17 protein-coding genes are annotated in these 13,788 nt (G+C 70.6%); 8 read left to right on the top strand and 9 right to left on the bottom strand.

What is annotated here, in order from left to right; translation table 11 throughout:
- Positions 1-51: 51 nt before the first annotated feature.
- Positions 52-1,296 carry a CinA family nicotinamide mononucleotide deamidase-related protein gene (locus E2C06_RS22610; protein WP_133290878.1) on the bottom strand — a complete coding sequence of 415 codons (1,245 nt, stop codon included), beginning with the start codon at positions 1,294-1,296 and terminating at the stop codon, positions 52-54.
- 147 nt (positions 1,297-1,443) lie between these two features.
- Here E2C06_RS22610 and E2C06_RS22605 point away from each other — a divergent pair, with 147 nt between their 5' ends.
- The 3 genes from E2C06_RS22605 to E2C06_RS22595 are packed head-to-tail and all read left to right on the top strand — an operon-like array spanning position 1,444 to position 3,946.
- A complete protein-coding gene (locus tag E2C06_RS22605) occupies positions 1,444-2,205 on the top strand; it encodes a class II aldolase/adducin family protein (protein WP_165982579.1) in 762 nt (253 codons plus the stop codon).
- 11 nt (positions 2,206-2,216) lie between these two features.
- Positions 2,217-3,029 (top strand): enoyl-CoA hydratase/isomerase family protein, encoded by an 813-nt coding sequence (locus E2C06_RS22600; RefSeq protein WP_133290876.1) that lies wholly within the window; start codon positions 2,217-2,219, stop codon positions 3,027-3,029.
- Complete coding sequence (locus tag E2C06_RS22595; protein WP_133290875.1) at positions 3,026-3,946, top strand: SMP-30/gluconolactonase/LRE family protein; 921 nt, start codon at positions 3,026-3,028, stop codon at positions 3,944-3,946. Before E2C06_RS22600 ends, E2C06_RS22595 begins: the two co-directional genes overlap by 4 nt.
- Here the strand turns inward: E2C06_RS22595 and E2C06_RS22590 are convergent.
- Both E2C06_RS22590 and E2C06_RS22585 read right to left on the bottom strand, forming a co-directional pair.
- On the bottom strand, positions 3,943-4,782 hold the full coding sequence (locus E2C06_RS22590) for an LLM class F420-dependent oxidoreductase (protein WP_133290874.1): 840 nt from the start codon (positions 4,780-4,782) through the stop codon (positions 3,943-3,945). The genes E2C06_RS22595 and E2C06_RS22590 overlap by 4 nt on opposite strands.
- Positions 4,783-5,013: 231 nt before the next feature.
- Positions 5,014-5,898 carry a sulfurtransferase gene (locus E2C06_RS22585; RefSeq protein ID WP_133290873.1) on the bottom strand — a complete coding sequence of 295 codons (885 nt, stop codon included), beginning with the start codon at positions 5,896-5,898 and terminating at the stop codon, positions 5,014-5,016.
- A 114-nt stretch (positions 5,899-6,012) separates the two neighbouring features.
- On the opposite strand from E2C06_RS22585, the gene E2C06_RS22580 reads away from it, so the two are divergent.
- The gene (locus E2C06_RS22580) at positions 6,013-6,765 is read left to right on the top strand and encodes an SDR family NAD(P)-dependent oxidoreductase (RefSeq protein ID WP_133290872.1); all 753 of its coding nucleotides are present in this window, start codon (positions 6,013-6,015) and stop codon (positions 6,763-6,765) included.
- A 25-nt stretch (positions 6,766-6,790) separates the two neighbouring features.
- On the opposite strand, the gene E2C06_RS22575 is transcribed toward E2C06_RS22580, so the two are convergent.
- Positions 6,791-7,456, bottom strand: a complete 666-nt coding sequence (locus E2C06_RS22575) for a glutathione S-transferase family protein (protein WP_165982578.1) — start codon at positions 7,454-7,456, stop codon at positions 6,791-6,793.
- A 58-nt stretch (positions 7,457-7,514) separates the two neighbouring features.
- The gene (locus tag E2C06_RS22570) at positions 7,515-8,519 is read right to left on the bottom strand and encodes a TauD/TfdA dioxygenase family protein (protein ID WP_165982577.1); all 1,005 of its coding nucleotides are present in this window, start codon (positions 8,517-8,519) and stop codon (positions 7,515-7,517) included.
- 48 nt (positions 8,520-8,567) lie between these two features.
- On the opposite strand from E2C06_RS22570, the gene E2C06_RS22565 reads away from it, so the two are divergent.
- Genes E2C06_RS22565 through E2C06_RS22555 form a run of 3 tightly spaced genes read left to right on the top strand, consistent with a single transcriptional unit; the run spans position 8,568 to position 9,899 of the window.
- Entirely contained in the window at positions 8,568-8,963 is a 396-nt protein-coding gene (locus tag E2C06_RS22565) for an ABC transporter permease (protein ID WP_133290869.1), read from the top strand.
- Positions 8,960-9,481: an ATP-binding cassette domain-containing protein gene (locus E2C06_RS22560; RefSeq protein WP_165982576.1), complete on the top strand. Its 522-nt coding sequence runs from the start codon at positions 8,960-8,962 to the stop codon at positions 9,479-9,481. Before E2C06_RS22565 ends, E2C06_RS22560 begins: the two co-directional genes overlap by 4 nt.
- Positions 9,381-9,899, top strand: a complete 519-nt coding sequence (locus E2C06_RS22555) for an oligopeptide/dipeptide ABC transporter ATP-binding protein (RefSeq protein WP_165982575.1) — start codon at positions 9,381-9,383, stop codon at positions 9,897-9,899. Before E2C06_RS22560 ends, E2C06_RS22555 begins: the two co-directional genes overlap by 101 nt.
- On the opposite strand, the gene E2C06_RS22550 is transcribed toward E2C06_RS22555, so the two are convergent.
- The 3 genes from E2C06_RS22550 to E2C06_RS22540 all read right to left on the bottom strand — a co-directional run bounded on the left by E2C06_RS22550 (position 9,896) and on the right by E2C06_RS22540 (position 12,358).
- The gene (locus E2C06_RS22550; protein ID WP_133290866.1) at positions 9,896-10,345 is read right to left on the bottom strand and encodes a Zn-ribbon domain-containing OB-fold protein; all 450 of its coding nucleotides are present in this window, start codon (positions 10,343-10,345) and stop codon (positions 9,896-9,898) included. The two genes, E2C06_RS22555 and E2C06_RS22550, sit on opposite strands and share 4 nt — an antisense overlap.
- Positions 10,342-11,526, bottom strand: coding sequence for a thiolase C-terminal domain-containing protein (locus E2C06_RS22545; RefSeq protein ID WP_133290865.1), 1,185 nt, complete (start codon positions 11,524-11,526; stop codon positions 10,342-10,344). The genes E2C06_RS22550 and E2C06_RS22545 overlap by 4 nt, the downstream gene beginning before the upstream one ends.
- Positions 11,527-11,602: 76 nt before the next feature.
- Entirely contained in the window at positions 11,603-12,358 is a 756-nt protein-coding gene (locus E2C06_RS22540) for an SDR family NAD(P)-dependent oxidoreductase (protein ID WP_133290864.1), read from the bottom strand.
- Positions 12,359-12,473: 115 nt separating this feature from the next.
- Here E2C06_RS22540 and E2C06_RS22535 point away from each other — a divergent pair, with 115 nt between their 5' ends.
- Positions 12,474-13,523 carry an LLM class F420-dependent oxidoreductase gene (locus E2C06_RS22535; protein ID WP_133290863.1) on the top strand — a complete coding sequence of 350 codons (1,050 nt, stop codon included), beginning with the start codon at positions 12,474-12,476 and terminating at the stop codon, positions 13,521-13,523.
- Positions 13,524-13,601: 78 nt separating this feature from the next.
- Here E2C06_RS22535 and E2C06_RS22530 read toward each other — a convergent pair.
- A partial coding sequence (locus E2C06_RS22530) for a DAK2 domain-containing protein (protein WP_133290862.1) occupies positions 13,602-13,788 on the bottom strand: 187 nt, incomplete at its 5' end.

Below are 13,788 nucleotides of genomic sequence, written 5' to 3'. Positions count from 1 at the left end.
CGCTTCCGCCGGCCAGCCTATGGCGCTGCGCGGCCGACGGAAAGCCGCGCCTTACCGCCGCTCGAAGTCCAGCCGTTCATCGACCGGCAGGCCGGCCAGGTGTCGGCGCAGGCAGTCGAGCCCGAGCTCGGCCGCGCCGAGGCGCACCCATTCCCTGCCGCCGACCAGCCGCGCCTCCCGCAGCAGGGCGCCAGCGGGATCGGCTAGGCCGATGCTGATGCTGCCCCCCGCCTCGGTGCCGTCGCCATCCATCGTCACCAGCACGGCCAGCGCATGGCTGGCGCCGCTCGCCCTCCGCAGGGCCTCAGCCATCGCCGGTGCCGCAGCGGCGTCCGGCGCGAGACCCACCGACGCGGCGAGCTGGGCCGGGTCGCGGCTCACCACACCGCGCAGGAACAGCGTCTCGGCGCCGTCGACCTGCAGCAGGCGCGCGGCAATGCTGCCGCCGGTGAAGGTTTCTGCCACCGCCAGCGAGCCGCCGCGACCGCTCAAGGCGCCGAGCACCACGGATTCCAGCGAGTCCCGGTCTTCTGCGAGGATAAAATTGCCGAGCCGCCGACGCACCTCCGCCTCCAGCGGCGCCAGGATACGGTCGAGTTCGGCCGTATCCGCGCCGCGCGCCGCAAGCTTGGTCTCCAGTTCAGGGTAATGCGCCTGGAAGCCCAGCTTGACGGTGCCGGGCGGCGCCATCGCTTCAATCCCCGCCAGCATCTCGTCGGCGCGGGATTCGCCGATGCCGAAGGAATGGAAGCGCTTCAGCCGGGCAACACCGGGCAGGCCGGCGCTGGCCAGCAGGCGGGGCATCACTTGTTCCTCCAGCATGCGGCGCATCTCCCGCGGCACGCCGGGCGTGAAGTAGAAGCGCGCGCCCTCGATCGTCACCGCGAAGCCGCAGGCCGTGCCGATCGGGTTGTCGATGAACTCGGCGCCCTCTGGCAGCATGGCCTGCTTGCGGTTGTTGGCAGGCATCACCCGGCCGCGCCTTTCGTAGAAGGCCTCCATCCGCGCCAGCCAGGGCTCGTGCAGCACCAGCGCCGCGCCAGCCGCCTCGGCCGCGACCTCCTGCGACAGGTCGTCGATGGTCGGCCCAAGCCCGCCATTGACGATGACCGCATCGGCCCGCTTCGCCGCCTGGCGGAAGGCCGCCAGCAGGCTGACGCGGTCGTCGCCGACCGTGGTGCCGTGCACGACCTCGAGCCCCGCCTCGCCCAATCGCTGCGCGATGTGGCTGTAATTGGTATTGATCGTCTTGCCGGTCAGGATCTCGTCGCCGGTGCAGAGAATCTCGATACGCATGCCGTTGCCTCCGTGCCCCGGGTAAGGCGGCCGGTCCCGCCCCGCTGTCAAGCCGGGCGGAGATCCATGCTTGCCGGCCGGGCCGGGCGCGCACAGGATGACCCCGCGCCGGCCCCGCTGCCGGGCGGGATGGGAACGGAGAGAGCGATGTCCTCAGCCATGAAGCTCCCCAGCACCGACATGACGGACGCCGAATGGCAGACGCGCTGCGACCTCGCTGCGCTCTATCGCGTCGTGCACCACCTCGGCTGGACCGACCTGATCAACACGCATATGTCGGCGCGGGTGCCGGGGGAGCCGGAGACCTTCCTCATCAACCGCTACGGCGAGATGTTCGACGAGGTCACCGCATCCAGCCTGGTGAAGATGGACCTCGCCGGCAATGTCATCGGCGACCAGGGCCGCTTCAATGCTGCCGGCTTCACCATCCATAGCGGCGTCTACAAGGCCCGGCCGGACGCGAATTGCGTGCTCCACACGCACACCCGCGCCGGTGCCGGCATCTCCGTGCTGCGCCGCGGCCTGCGGCCGATCAGCCAGGACGCGCTGCACGTGCTGGACGATGTCGCCTACCACGACTACGGCGTGCCGACCTCGATTGAGGAATGCGAGGCACTGGGCGTCACCTGCCAGCAGGGCAGCTGCGTGGTGCTGCTGAACCACGGCCTGCTGACCTGGGGCGAGACCATCCACGGCGCGCTGATGCGGCTCTACATGCTCGAGCGCGCCTGCGAGGTGGAGCTGATGGCCCGCCAGATGGACGAGCCGCCGGTGGTCATCGAGCCCCATGTGCAGGAGCGCGCCAAGGCGCGGATGCGCAAGCTGCGCGGCACGCCGGACTATGGGCTGCTGGAATTCCAGGGCCTGGTGCGGACCGTTGACCGGCAGGGCGCCAGGTATCGCTGCTGAGGGACCGCGCCATGGCAGTGGTCGAGACCGAGACCCACGGTCAGGTTCTGGTGGTGCGGATGAACCGCCCCGAGCGGCTCAATGCACTGAACCACGAGTTGCGCACCGAGCTGGCACGATGCTGGACCGCGTTCCGCCACGACGGGCGGCTGGAGGTGGCAATCCTGACCGGCACCGGCCGCGCCTTCTGCGCCGGGGAGGACATGAAGGAATCCCTCGCGGAGCGGAATCCGGGCGGCCGGCAGCCGGACCTCGAGGACCCCTTCAATGCCGGCACGCTGGAAAAGCCGGTCATCGCCGCGGTCAACGGCTTCGCCATGGGCGGCGGCTTCATGCTGGTGGAGCGCACCGACCTGCGCGTCGCCGCCACGGGCGCGATCTTCGAGGTGTCGGAGGCCAAACGCTGGCTGCTCGGCGGCTACAATCATGGCCACCTCGCCAACATGCCCTTCCCTGTGGCGATGGAGATGGCGCTGGGCTTCCGCTTCACCGCGGAACGCTTCCACCAGCTCGGCTTCGTCAACCGGCTGGTGGCGCCGGAGGCGGTGCTGGAGGAGGCATTGGGGATGGCGCGTCATCTGTTGACTCTGCCGCCGGCGGCGCGGGTCAATTCCGTGCATATGATGCGCCGCATGCGCCCGGCGCCCAGCCCCGCGCAGCAGCGCCTGGCCGCGGCGCTGCACGAGCACGGCGCTAAGGGCGACCTGATCGAGAGCCGCGCTGCCTTCGCCGAGAAGCGCGCACCGCAATTCAAGGGCTGGAACGACCCGCAGGACCGCTACCGCCTGCCGCAGCTCGACGAGGAAACCGGAGGGACGGCATGAGTGGGATCCGCATCCTGGCGAAGGGGCTGGGCTTTCCCGAAGGCCCGGTCGCCATGGCCGATGGCAGCATCATCCTCACCGAGATCAACGGCGGCTGGGTCACCCGGGTCATGGCGGATGGCACGGTGACGCGCCTCGGCCAGCCGGGCGGCGGGCCGAACGGGTTGGCACGGGCGCCGGATGGTGCGCTGATCCTCTGCAACAACGGCGGCAGCCGGTATTTGCCGGACAGCTTCATGGGCCAGGGCCCGTCGGACGATTACGAATACGGCTCGGTGGAGCGGGTCGATCCCGCGACGGGGGCACGCAGGCTGCTGTACAAGGCGGCGAACGGCCACAAGCTCTCGGCGCCGAACGACCTGGTCTTCGACCGTCACGGCGGCTTCTACTTCACCGATCTCGGCAAGCGCTACCACACCTCGCGCGACCATGGCGGGCTGTACTACGCCATGCCGGATGGTTCCTCGGTGCGGGAGATCGCCTATCCGATCCTCAGCGCCAACGGCGTTGGCCTCTCCCCGGACGAGACGACAGTCTATGTCGCGGACACCGAGCCAGCGCGGCTCTGGGCCTTCGACATCGAGAGCCCAGGCGTGCTGCGCAAGCAACCCTTTCCCTCGCCGCATGGCGGGCGCTTTCTCGGCGCGGCGCCCGGCTTCGCCCGCTTCGACAGCCTGGCGGTGACGGCATCCGGCAATATCTGCGTCGCCACGCTGGTGAGTGGTGCGATCACCGTCTTCGCACCCGATGGGCGCCTGCTGGAGCAGGTGGCGATGCCCGACACGCACCCGACGAACATCTGCTTCGGCGGCGCCGACATGCGAACGGCCACCATCACGCTGTCCGGCCTTGGCGAGCTCGGCCAGATGCGTTGGCCGGAAGCGGGGCTGCGGCTGAACTTCCAGGAACAGGCCTAGACCTGCCGGATCAGTGCCGCCCAGCGGTCGAGAACAGGCAGGATGGTCTCCGCCGTCTCGGACTCCAGCGTCATCACCATGCGGGAAACGCCGAGGTCGCGGTAGCGCCGGATAGTGTCGAGATCCTCGGGCGCGCCGAAGGTGGAGATGGGCACTTCGGCCGGATCCCGCCCCGCCTCGGCCGCCATGCCGCGGAAGGCAGCGAGCGAGTCCTCCAGCGGGGCGCGGCCGGCGATCGGGATCCAGCCATTGCCGTAGCGTAGCGCGCGGCGTGCCCCCTGCGGGAAGGCGCCGCCGACCAGGATCGGCGGGTGCGGCTTCTGCACCGGCTTCGGCCAGGCCATGATCGGATCGAAGTCGACGAATTCGCCGTGGTACTCGGCCTTCGATTTCGTCCAGATCGCCTTCATCGCCTCGACCCGCTCGCGCACCAGCTTGGCGCGGGTCTCGAAGGCGGTACCGTGGTTCTCCATCTCCTCCCGGTTCCAGCCGACGCCGATGCCTAACAGGAAGCGGCCGCCGGAGACCTGGTCGAGCGAAGCGACCAGCTTGGCGGTCTGGATCGTGTCGCGCTGGTTCAGCAGGCAGACGCCGGTGCCGAGCAGCAGGGTCGTGGTGGCTGCCGCCGCGAGCGTCAGGCTGATGAAGGGATCCATGACGTCGTAGTACCGCTTCGGCAGGTCCCCGCCGCCCCCCCAAGGCGTCTTGCGGGAGGCCGGGATGTGCGAATGCTCCGGCGCCCAGACGGATTCGAAGCCACGTTCCTCCAGCGCGCGGGCCAGCGCGCCGGCGGTCATCGAATAGTCGGTGAAGAACATCGAGGCACCAAACTGCATCGCTCCCTCCCCCTCGCCACATGGCTGCGGTCTTCCGCCGAAACCCTATCGCCGGTGGCGGGTGCCGGCAAATCGCACGCGGGATGACGGGCAGCGTCTACCGCCGCCGCACCTGCTGCCACTTCTACCGGCCGGCCTGCGCGTCATGCTCGGCCTCGACCTGAATGGGTCGCATCGTACGTCGGCGAAACCCGTGCGGCGCGAGCCGGGCCGGGGGCCCGGCCCCTGCGGTCAGCCCTGCTCGATCGGCAGGGACTCGTCCTTCGCCCATTCGCTCATGGACGCGTCATAGACGGCGATGTTGCGGTAGCCGAGCTGGTGCAGCAGGAAGGCGTCCAGCGTCGCGGCAATGCCGCCGCCGCAATACAGCAGGATGCGTTTCGACGGGTCGGCGCCGACCGCGGCGAAGCTGGCGGCAACGGCTTCGGGCGGCCGGATGGTCAGCGCCTGCGGGTCCAGCAGCGCCGCCGCCGGCACGTTGACGCTGCCGGGGATGCGACCGGGCCGGCCGTAGCGCGGGTTCTCGCCGCGGTGCAGGTCAGGCGCCAATGCATTGATGGTGCATGCGCCGTCATCGCCGATGGCCGCCTTGACCTCATCCTTGCCAATGAACAGGCCGGGGCGTGGATGCGCGGTGAGGGACGCTGGCGGGTAGCGCGTCTCGCCTGTCTCGGTCGGCCGGCCCTCCGCCGCCCATCTGTCGAAGCCGCCGTCGAGGATCGCCGCATCGTCGAAGCCGACCGCCCGCAGCATCCACCAGACCCGCGTCGCCCATTGCAGGCTCTTGCGCGCATAGAGCACGACCCGGGTGCCGCGGCCGATGCCCTTCGCGGCGAAGCGGGCGGCCAGGTCCTCGGCCGCCGGCATGGTGAAGTTGAAGCGGCTGGCGCTGTCGGACAGCTCGCCCTGCAGGTCGAGGAAGGCCGAGCCGGGGATATGGCCGGCCTCGTAGTCCGGGCGACCGCTGCCGACGCGATAGGGCCGGCCGGTGCCCGTCTCGTACAGCAGGTAGGTGGTGCAGTCGAAGACCCGCAGCGCGGGGTCGTGCAGGTTGGCCGCGAGCCATTCCGTGCTGACGATGGCCTCGGGGAAGGCATAGCGCGGGGCGGTGTCCATCCGGGGTTCCTCCCTGGTCCGGCTTGCCTGCCGGTCGGCACAGGCTGCACTCTGCCGGCCGAAACGGGAAGCCGCGCCGGCGGAGCGCGCACCCGCGAGGGGGAGGAAGGGTCGATGGACCTCAAGGGGAAGGTCGCGCTGGTGACGGGCGGCAATGGCGGGCTCGGCCAGCGGATCTGCCACGCGCTGGCGCGCGAAGGCGTGCATGTCGCGGTGATGTATGCCCAAAGCCGTGACCAGGCCGAAGAGGTGGCGCGTGACCTCGTCGCGCGGCACCAGGTCGATGCCGCTGCCTTCCGGTGCGACATCACCGATGCCGTGGCGCTCGCAACGCTGGTCGATGCGGTGACGCGGCGCCTCGGCCGGCTGGATATCCTGGTCAACGACGCGGCCTACAACAAGGCGATTCCCTTTGCCGACCTCGAAGGGCTGACGGCCGAGGCCTGGGACAGGATCATGGCGGTGAACCTCACCGGCCCGATGCGGCTGATCAAGGCGGTGGCACCTGTGATGCAGGCGCAGGGGCAGGGCCGCATCGTCAACATCGCCTCGGTCGCCGGGCTGCACCCGGTCGGCTCCTCCATCGCCTATGCCGTGTCGAAGGCCGGGCTGATCCACCTGACGCGCTGCATGGCCGTGGCGCTGGCGCCGGAGACGCTGGTGAACTGCGTCGCGCCCGGCCTGCTGGACGGCACCCGCGCCACCGCCAACCTGCGGCCGGAGATGATCGAACGCTCGGCCGCCACCTCGCTGCTGAAGAAGCCGGCGGACAAGGACGACTGTGCCGACATGGTGGTCACGCTCTGCCGCACCGGGACGATGACGGGCCAGACCATGGTCATCGATTCCGGCCGCGTCTTCCATTGAGTGAGCGGCACAGGGTCTGCGCCGCTTAGCGTCCGGCGAATTCCGTATCCTTCTTCGGGATCAGGTCGTAGGGCAGGGCGAAGCCGGGCAAGGCCTGCAGCCGCGCCGCCCAGCGCTGCAGGTGCGGCCAGCGGGCGATCTCCAGCCCGCCTTCCGCCATGAAGACCATGCGGCCCCAGCAGCCGATGTCGGCGATGCTCGGCGCGTCCCCGTCCACCAGCCAGTCCCGCCCATCCGCCAGCGCGGTGTCGACGAAGCCCAATGCCGCTTCGGCGAGCGGCCGGAAGTAGCTCATCACCGCCGGGTCCACCGCGCGGAAGCGGCTGTAGTGCCGCACCTTGGCAACATTGGTGATGGCATCGGACTCCCAGGAGAGCCATTCCCGCGCCGTCCAGCGTGCCTGCTCCGCCGCTTCCTCGAAGCAGCCGGTGGCGCGGGCCAGGTAGTCGAGGATGACGTTCGACTGCACCACGGTCAGCCCGCGATGCCGCAGTGCGGGCACTTGGCCGTAGCGGTTCACCGCCAGGTAGTCCGGCGACTTCTGCACCCCGTTCTTCAGGTTCACCGTGCGGAAGGAAAACGGCAGGCCCGACAGCGCCAGGAACAGCATCGGCTTGTAGCTGGAACTGCTGGTGAAGCTGCCGAACAGCACCAGGCGTTCCGGATCGCCCGCATCCGCCGTGTTCACCATGGCCTTCCTTCCCGCGGCGCAGGCCGCGCGGGATGGTGCTGCGCCGCAGCTGCCGGGGTCAAGCCGCCAGCCAGCTCCTCGCCTCGCCGGCATAGGCGAGGCCGGGATTGCCGCTGACGGTGGTGCGCCACATCACCCGCGCCTCCTTCGCCGCATCGAACCAGGTGGCAGCGTGGACGGTGCAGCGGTTGTCCCAGACCACCAGGTCGCCCGGCGTCCATTCATGCACGTAGACGAATTGCGGCTGGGTGAGATGCGCCACCAGCGTGTCCAGGAACGCCGCGCCGGCGCCGTTGGGGCCGGGCTCCATGCCGACGAAGGGGCCTTCCAGCCAATCCATCTGGCCGTGCTCGCAAAGGTAGAGCGCCGGCTCCCCGGTCACCGGGTGGATCCGCACCACCGGCTGGCGCTGCGGCCTTTCACGCGGCGCCAGCGCACGCGGTGGCAGGCCGGCCGCCACCGCTTCCCGCCGCCTGCCGGCGGAGGAGCCGACATGCAACCCCTCCAGCCCCGCCACCTGCGCCTTCAGCGCGTCCGGCAGAGCCGCATGGGCCGCGATGCCATCGGCGAACAGGGTCTGCCCCTGGCCCTGCGGCACCGGCAGAACCGCGAGAAAGAGCGAGACGTCGGGCGGCGGGCGGCGGTAGCTCTGGTCGGTGTGCCAGCCCCGGCGATGCGGGTATTGCACGGGCAGCCGGCCCTCGGGGGTCAGCGGCGGGTCGGGCAGGGGCGGCGGCTGGCGGTCGGCCGGCGGCGTGTTGGAAACGACGAAGATCTCCGGCACCGTCGGATGCACCATGTTGGGCGCCATGCCGGTGGTGCGGTAGTTCTCGACCTCCGGCCCGAAGATGCGGCTGAGGCGGAGCAGCAGGTCCGGGGCCTCGGCCATAGCTCCCATGGCGGGCAGCAGCAGCAGGCCGTGCGCTTTGGCCAGGGCCCTGGGCAGAACCTCGGGCGCTGCCTCCGCCGCCGCGACCAGCGCCGCGGCATTGCCCGGGCCCTCGATGCGGCCGCCGAAGCTGGCGCCCGCCAGGGGATGGGTGCATGCGAGGCTGCCGGCCATGGCGGGATCTTCCTGGGCTGCGGAACGCGAGCCTAGCGAGCAGCTTCGGTGCCCGTCAAAGCGGATGTCCGCGTCACCCGGGCCGAGACGGTGCAGCGACGGGAGGCCGGCTTCGTCGATGCCGCGCGCATCGTCGGTCATTGCGACATGGGCGTGCTGCTGCTGCAGGTTGCGCCGAATACCCTGCCGATCGTGGTGGTGCAGATGTCGCTGACCATGAGCCATGCCATCCTCAATGCCGCCGACCTGTCCTTCATCAACCTCGGCGTGTGCGCACCGACGCCGGAATGGGGCATCATGGTGGCCGAGGGCGCCGCTTTCATCGTTTCCGGCGCATGGTGGGTGGCGCTCCTTCCCGGCGCGACGCTTATGGTGGGAGTCTTCTGCTTCAACCCGCTGGGCGATGGCGTGCGGGATATCTTGGACCCGAAACGCCGGACATGACGGCAGTCCTGGACGTCACTGACCTTTCCGTCGAAATCCGCACCGGCTCCGGCATTGTCCGCGCGCTCGACCGCGTCGCCTCCAGCGTCGGCCGCGGCGAGACACTGGCGCTGGTCGGCGAGTCCGGCTGCGGCAGGTCGACCCTGGTGCGGCTGATCGCCCGGTTGACCCGCCCGACGGCGGGGTCGATCCGCTTCGGCACGCGCGAGCTTTCGGCCCTGCCGGCGAAGGCCTCCGCCCGCGATCCGGGCCGCGCCCGCATCCAGATCGTCGTCCAGGATGCCGGGGACAGCATCCCCCCGCGCTTCCCCGAGGCGGATGCCATCGCCGATCCGCTGCGGCAGATGACGGGCCTTTCGGGCGTGGCGCTGCATGAAGGTGTAAGAAGCGGCGGCGCTCTGCGGGCTGCCGCTGGCATTGCTCTACCGCTTCGCGCACCAGCTTTCCGGTGGCCAGCGCGCCCGCGGCGGGATCGCCCGCGCGACCGGCCCGCGGCCGGACCTGCTGGTGCTCGATGAACCCACCGTGGCGCTCGATGTCTCGGTCCAGGTCACCATCCCGCAGTTTCCGGTGGCGCTGCGCGAGACGCTCGGAATCTCCTACGTCGTCGTCATCGACGACCTGAACGTGGTGCCGCTGCTCTGGGATTGCGTCGTCGTCATGTATCTCGGCCGCATCGTCGGGGTCGGGCCGGCGCATGCCGTCTTCGGCGCGCCGCTGCATCCCCATACGCGCGGCCTGGTCGCCGCGGTGCCGCGGCTGGACGGCGTGCGGGCCGATGCCTTGCGCTTGGCGGGCGACCCGAAGCGCCCGATCGACCCGGACCCGAATGCCTGCCGCCTCCACGGCCGCTGCCCCGCCGGCATCGACCGCTGCGGGGTGGAGATGCCGCCGCTGCGGCGCTTTCCGGGCGGTCGCGAAGCCGCCTGCCGCTAGGCCGGGGCGGACTGGCCGACCAACCGCCACTGCACAAGCGTATAGGGCGGCGTCGCCGCGTCGTGCGGCTCGAACACCGCCTCGACCTCGGCGCCGATGCTCACCGGCGCATCGGGCGGGCAGAGCAGGTTGCCGACCATGCGGATGGCATCCGCATCCGGCAGCTCGACCAACACGATGGTATAGGGCCCATGGCCGTTCAGCGCCGGATGCACCGGGTGGTGCGGCCGCTGCCAGGACCAGATCCTGCCGCGCGGCGCGACCTCCTCCCAGCCCAGGTCGAAGGAATGGCAACGATGGCAGACCCATTCCGGCCCCCATTGATGCTTGCCGCAGCCGCGGCAGCGCTGCACCACCAGCCGGCCGGCGCGGGTGCCGTCCCAGTAGGGCTGGGTGAGGGGCTCGATGGCAGGGGCGGGCAGGCCGGCGGGAAGTGCGGTGCTCACAGGGTGGCCTCCGTGCCGAGAACGAGGCTGCTGACCGGCGTCACCATCGGGCCGCCGAGGACGGCGGCGACCTGCGGGTCGGCCACCTGGTTGCTGGCGGTGCCGCGCAACTGGCGGACATTCTCGTTCACCATCTCCAGCCCGTGCATGTAGCATTCCGCCAGGTTGCCGCCGCTGGTGTTCATCGGCATCTTCCCGGTATCGAATTTCAGGTTATCCAGGCTGAGGACGTCGTTCGCCGTCGACGGATCGACGAAGCCGTGCTCCACCAGGCTCAGCAGCACGCCGCCGGTGAAATTCTCGTAGGCCTGCACGATGTCCACGTCCTTCGGGCCGAGCTTGGCCATCTCCCACATGTTCCGCGCCACCGTCTTGAAATGGGCCGAGGCATAGTCGGGCGCATTGTGCACCGGCGCGGCGCTGCGGTGATGCCCGCCCTGCGCCGCGCCGAGCAGGTAGACCGGCTTGTGCGGCAGGTCCTTCGCGCGGTCGGCTGGCACGACCAGCACCGCGCCGGCGCCGTCGTTCTCCTGGCAGCAGTCGAACAGCCGATGGAACGGCTCGATGATCCAGCGGGAGGCGTCGTATTTCGCCTCGGTCAGCGGCCGGCCGTACATCACCGCGCGCGGATTGGTCTGCGCATGGTGGTAGGATGCCATGGCGATGGCCCGCAGCGCCTCGTGCCGGATGTCGTGGTCGGTCATGAAGCGGGTGATCTTCATGGCGAAGCGCTGCGCCGGCGACATCAGGCCGTAGGGCGCGAGGAAGGCGTCGTCGCCGCTGACCGAAGCCAGCGAATTGGCGCGGCCGTAGCGGGCGAACTGCCCTTGGGCGAGGGAGCGGAAGGCGATGACGCAATTCGCCATGCCGGAATGCACCGCCGCGCCGGCATTGGCGACCGCCGCCGCCACCCCGCCGCCGCCGCCGCCCCAATGCATGTTGGAAAAGCGCAGCTCATGCACCCCGAGCGCCGCCGCCAGCCGCGGCGCGTCGGACCGGTCGCCGCCATAGGAGGCGAAGCCATCCACCTCGCGCGGGTCGATCCCGGCATCCTCACAGGCGGCGAGGATCGCCTGCAGCGCCAGCTTGAACTCGGCATCCGGCGATTGGCCGTGCTTGTAGTAGATGGTCTCGCCGATCCCGGCGATCGCCACCTTGCCGCGCAACGTGCGCTCGGTCATGCGCCCTCCCATCGGCACGTCGCGTGCCTTTGGGCGAAGCCTATCGCATTCCGTCCGGCCCGCCAGCCACCGCGTCTCAGTGGCCGAGGAAGGCGCCGCCATTGGCATGGATGGTCTGGCCGGTGACGAAGCCGCTCTCCGGCCCCACCAGCATCCGGACCACGGCGGCGATCTCCTCCACCGAGCCCTTTCGCCCCAGCGGAATGCCGGCCTCCCGCAGCGTGTTCGGCATGGCGCCGGCCGAGGCGCCGCGCACCGTGTCGATCGCCCCGGGCGCCACGCAATTGCAGCGGATGCCCTGCGGCGCGAGTTCCACCGCCATCGCCCGCACCAGGCCCTCGAGCCCGGCCTTCGAGGCCGAGACATGCGCCCGGTTCGGCGTGCCGAGATGGGTCGAGATGCCGGACAGCGCGACGAAGCTGCCGCCGCCGCGGCGGATCATCTGCGGCACCACCGCCTGCGCCAGGATGAAGGCGCCGTCGAGCGCCACCGACATGATCTCCCGCCACTCGGCAAGCGAGATGTCGAGGAAGCCGGTCTGCCGCCGCAAGCCGGCATTGGATATGGCAATGTCGACGCCGCCCCATTCCGCTTCCACCGCCCCTGCCATGCACGCCACCGCGCCCTGGTCGGACACATCGGCGAGGCAGGTCATGGCCCGGCCGCCCATGGTACGGATCTCCTCCGCGACCGCCTCGATCGCCGCCTGGTCGGCGCGGCCGTTCACCACCACCGCTGCGCCGTCCTGCGCCAGCCGCAGCGCGATGGCGCGGCCGATGTTGCGCCCGGCCCCGGTCACCAGGGCCACCTTGCCGTCGAGGCTTCCCGCCATCTCGCCTACTCCTGTCGCCGGGTCCTTGTACCGGGTCGGCGCCGGCTTGCCATCCGCCAGGGGGCGCGCCAGCCTGCCCGGCAAGAACGACACCTTTCGGGGAAGGATTGCCAAGATGAAGCTCGGCCTCTCGATCGGCTATTCCGGCGCGCAGCTCGACATCCCGGTCGCGCTGGTGCAGCGCGCCGAGGAACTCGGCTACGACACAGTCTGGACGGCGGAGGCCTATGGCTCGGACGCGGTGACGCCATTGGCCTATCTCGCGGCGCTGACGAAGCGCATCCGGCTCGGCACCGGGATCATGCAGCTCGCGGCGCGCACGCCGGCCAATGCGGCCATGTCGGCGGCGACGGTGGATGCGATGGCCGGCGGCGGCCGCTTCATCGCCGGGCTCGGCGTCTCCGGCCCGCAGATCGTCGAGGGCTGGTACGGCGAGCCCTGGGGCCGTCCCTACTATCGGCTGAAGGACTATGCCGAGATCATGCGGAAGATCTTCCGCCGCGAGGCGCCGGTGACGCATGCGGGCCGCGAGATCAGCCTGCCCTACACGGGGGAGGGCGCGATGGGCGTCGGCAAGCCGCTGAAATCCATCCTGCACATGAACCCGGAGATCCCGATCTACCTGGCTACCGGCAACGAGAGCACGGTGAAGCTGACCGCCGAGATCGCCGATGGCTGGCTGCCGATGGGCTTCGTCCCCGGCGCCATGGAGGAATACGCCCCCTGGCTTGAGGAAGGCTTCCGCCGCGCCACCGAACGCACCGGGCGGCCGAAGTCCCGCGCCGACTTCACCATCCAGGCCTCGGTGCATGTGAAGGTCGCCGAGGACGTCCGGGCGGCGCTGGCCGAGCTGAAGCCGGAAGTCGCGCTCTATGTCGGTGGCATGGGCCACCGCGACAAGAACTTCCACAAGGACCAGATGATCCGCCGCGGCTTCGGCGAGGCTGCGGAGCGCGTGCAGGAGCTCTACCTCGCCGGGCGGAAGGAGGAGGCAATCGCCGCCGTGCCGGACGAATGGGTGGACATGAAGTCGCTGGTCGGCCCGCCGGCGCGGGTGCGCGAACGCTACCGCGCCTGGGAGGACAGCGGCGCCGATGCGCTGACCGTGCGGTCCCGCCAGCCGGAGGCGATCGAGGTCATGGCCCAGGCGGCGCGGCTGAACTGATCCGGCGCCGGCGCCGCGTCGACCCCGCCCGCCCCCTGCTGCCCCCGCCACGTCGAGATGGCCGGGGCAGGGACGACCCTAGCCGGTGACGGCGCGCAGCCAGATGGCGACCGCCGCCGCCCCGGCATCCGGCGCGCCGACCGCCCGCGCGCCGAGATAGCTGGCCCGGCCGAGGCGCGGCTGCATGCTGGCGGTGGCCTCGGCGCCCGCCTCCGCGGCGGCGGCGGCGTCCCGTGCGGCAGAGGCCAGCCCGGCGCCGGCCGCG

Origin of the sequence: Dankookia rubra, from assembly GCF_004355005.1 — a bacterium.
Classification (GTDB): domain Bacteria; phylum Pseudomonadota; class Alphaproteobacteria; order Acetobacterales; family Acetobacteraceae; genus Paracraurococcus; species Paracraurococcus ruber_A.
This window is presented reverse-complemented; position numbering and strand designations above follow the sequence as displayed.

Bases quoted from the DNA above. Each gene is read 5' to 3' on its own strand.
- E2C06_RS22535 (WP_133290863.1), top strand. From the start codon at position 12,474: ATGAAGCTCGGCCTCTCGATCGGCTATTCCGGCGCGCAGCTCGACATC.
- E2C06_RS22590 (WP_133290874.1), bottom strand. From the start codon at position 4,782: ATGCAGTTTGGTGCCTCGATGTTCTTCACCGACTATTCGATGACCGCC.
- E2C06_RS22560 (WP_165982576.1), top strand. From the start codon at position 8,960: ATGACGGCAGTCCTGGACGTCACTGACCTTTCCGTCGAAATCCGCACC.
- E2C06_RS22570 (WP_165982577.1), bottom strand. From the start codon at position 8,519: ATGGCCGGCAGCCTCGCATGCACCCATCCCCTGGCGGGCGCCAGCTTC.
- E2C06_RS22585 (WP_133290873.1), bottom strand. From the start codon at position 5,898: ATGGACACCGCCCCGCGCTATGCCTTCCCCGAGGCCATCGTCAGCACG.
- E2C06_RS22595 (WP_133290875.1), top strand. From the start codon at position 3,026: ATGAGTGGGATCCGCATCCTGGCGAAGGGGCTGGGCTTTCCCGAAGGC.
- E2C06_RS22605 (WP_165982579.1), top strand. From the start codon at position 1,444: ATGTCCTCAGCCATGAAGCTCCCCAGCACCGACATGACGGACGCCGAA.
- E2C06_RS22540 (WP_133290864.1), bottom strand. From the start codon at position 12,358: ATGGCGGGAAGCCTCGACGGCAAGGTGGCCCTGGTGACCGGGGCCGGG.
- E2C06_RS22610 (WP_133290878.1), bottom strand. From the start codon at position 1,296: ATGCGTATCGAGATTCTCTGCACCGGCGACGAGATCCTGACCGGCAAG.
- E2C06_RS22575 (WP_165982578.1), bottom strand. From the start codon at position 7,456: ATGGTGAACACGGCGGATGCGGGCGATCCGGAACGCCTGGTGCTGTTC.
- E2C06_RS22600 (WP_133290876.1), top strand. From the start codon at position 2,217: ATGGCAGTGGTCGAGACCGAGACCCACGGTCAGGTTCTGGTGGTGCGG.
- E2C06_RS22545 (WP_133290865.1), bottom strand. From the start codon at position 11,526: ATGACCGAGCGCACGTTGCGCGGCAAGGTGGCGATCGCCGGGATCGGC.
- E2C06_RS22580 (WP_133290872.1), top strand. From the start codon at position 6,013: ATGGACCTCAAGGGGAAGGTCGCGCTGGTGACGGGCGGCAATGGCGGG.